The organism is Caballeronia sp. M23-90 (assembly GCF_053574605.1).
Genome location: NZ_JBSIPA010000737.1, coordinates 1 through 1,913 on the forward strand (window position 1 = coordinate 1; position 1,913 = coordinate 1,913).

Sequence of the window (1,913 nt, forward strand, 5' to 3'; positions counted from 1 at the left end):
TCCCGCCAAAGCCGCCGACGCCTGCAGCGCATCGGCGCCTTTGGCGGGTGAGGGGGTATCGGCCGTCGTGTCGGTGGCATCCGTCGATGTCGCGTCCGTGCTTGCCGTCGCAGCGTCGGCCGGATCGGCAGGCGTTTTCCCGGCACCGGTAGCACGTGCTTTCAGAATCGCAGCCTTTTCCGCTGCCGCCGCCGCGATTGCCTCGGGCGTTCCCGGCGCTGCCTTGGTCGCGTTAGCTGGTTTATCGGCTGACGCAGTCTTGTCGGTCTTCGATAAATCCGTCTGATCCGTCGCCGTGCTTTGATCCGCGCCGTCCGTTGTTTTAGCCTGATCGGTTGAATCCGTGTTGTCCGGTTTCGACGCATCGTGCACGCTGCCGCGCGCAGCCGCCGCCTTTGCAGCGGCTTTATCGGCTTGAGCGCGTTCCTGCACTTTGGCTTGTGCCGCTTCGCGCTCATTGGCCTTGGCGGTGATGCTGTGCAAGGTCGAGCCAAACGATGCCGCCGCTTCATCGCGAGCGGACGCCGCTGCTGTGCTGCGCGAAACAGCCGATACGCTCGACATACCCAGCAACGCGCTGGCCGAATTAACTGACGACATGAATGACCTCTTGTATCTTATGCAAGATAAATCTGCGTTAAAACCTACGCCCGTTCAGCACGCATCCGCAGCACCTTGGCGGAGTGCTCGTCGGAATCGCGCTGCTCGATCCTTGCGTCCTGTTTGGCCTGCACCGCGTCGGCGCGTGCAGCCAGCACCTGATACGAACCCAGCTTCTGCTTTTTCTGCTGCCATTCCGGCTTTGCCGCTTCAAGCCGTGCATTCGCGGCCACGAGCAACGCGCGCTGCTGGTTGATCGCGGAATCGAGCGTATCCACGAATGCCTGGAAGTTACGCAAGGTCTGCGCGGTCGTGCCTTCTTGCGCCGACGCTGTGAACCGCGCGTGATACTCATCGCGATACGTCACGAGCGAATTCAGTTGCGTCTCCACTTCGTTGCGTTCCTGCTGCAGCTTGCCGAGTTTTTTGGTCGCGGCTTCGAGTTCTTCTTCTGCGAGGTTGATCAGGGTGTTGATCGGCAGATGCTTTGACATGGAGGTCTGGTTCCTTCCTGATTATCTTTATCGGGTCTTCACGCGAACAGTTCGTCGAGTTTGGCCAAACTCGGTTCGAACATCGCCTGCTCGCGAAATCCTTGCTGCAAAAACGCTTCAATGCGCGGATACAACGCTATTGCCCGGTCCAGCAGCGCGTCGCGTCCGCTCGAATACGCGCCCACGTTGATCAAGTCCCGATTGCGCTGATAACGCGACAACATTTGCTTGAACAAGCGCACGCGGTCCAGATGTTTGTCGTCGATAAGCGCCGTCATTGCGCGGCTGATCGACGCCTCGATATCGATGGCCGGGTAATGCCCCGCTTCGGCCAGCGACCGCGACAGCACGATATGCCCGTCCAGAATTGCACGGGCAGAATCGGCGATAGGATCTTGCTGATCGTCCCCTTCCGTCAAGACCGTATAAAAAGCCGTAATCGATCCGCCGCCTTCCGGGCCGTTCCCCGTACGCTCGACGAGCGCCGGCAACTTGGCGAACACGGAGGGCGGATAGCCTTTGGTGGCGGGCGGTTCGCCGATAGCCAGCGCAATCTCGCGCTGGGCCATGGCGTAACGCGTGAGCGAGTCCATCAGCAAAAGTACGTGTTTGCCCTGATCGCGGAAATACTCGGCGAGCGAGGTCGCATATGTTGCGCCCTGCATACGGAGGATGGGCGAAACGTCGGCGGCCTTCAGTATTGACACCTGTGCGCTGGGCAGATGCACGCAACCATGTATGCCCTATCTCGAGTTTCCTGTTGATGCGATCGATCTTCCAGAAGCGGGTACTGCCAAGTACCTCGCCGCTCTCGCGCCT

At 60.1% G+C, this 1,913-nt stretch carries 1 protein-coding gene and 3 pseudogenes; all 4 read right to left on the reverse strand.

Annotation, left to right across the window (positions count from 1 at the left end; genetic code table 11):
* Window positions 1-600, reverse strand: a pseudogene (locus tag ACRXB1_RS35300) (hypothetical protein); the annotation flags it as partial.
* Window positions 601-644: 44 nt separating this feature from the next.
* On the reverse strand, window positions 645-1,094 hold the full coding sequence (gene fliJ, locus ACRXB1_RS35305) for a flagellar export protein FliJ (protein ID WP_062168349.1): 450 nt from the start codon (window positions 1,092-1,094) through the stop codon (window positions 645-647).
* Window positions 1,095-1,132: 38 nt separating this feature from the next.
* A pseudogene (locus ACRXB1_RS35310) lies at window positions 1,133-1,801 on the reverse strand (flagellum-specific ATP synthase FliI); the annotation flags it as partial.
* Window positions 1,782-1,913, reverse strand: a pseudogene (locus ACRXB1_RS35315) (GNAT family N-acetyltransferase); the annotation flags it as partial. The pseudogenes ACRXB1_RS35315 and ACRXB1_RS35310, both read right to left, overlap by 20 nt.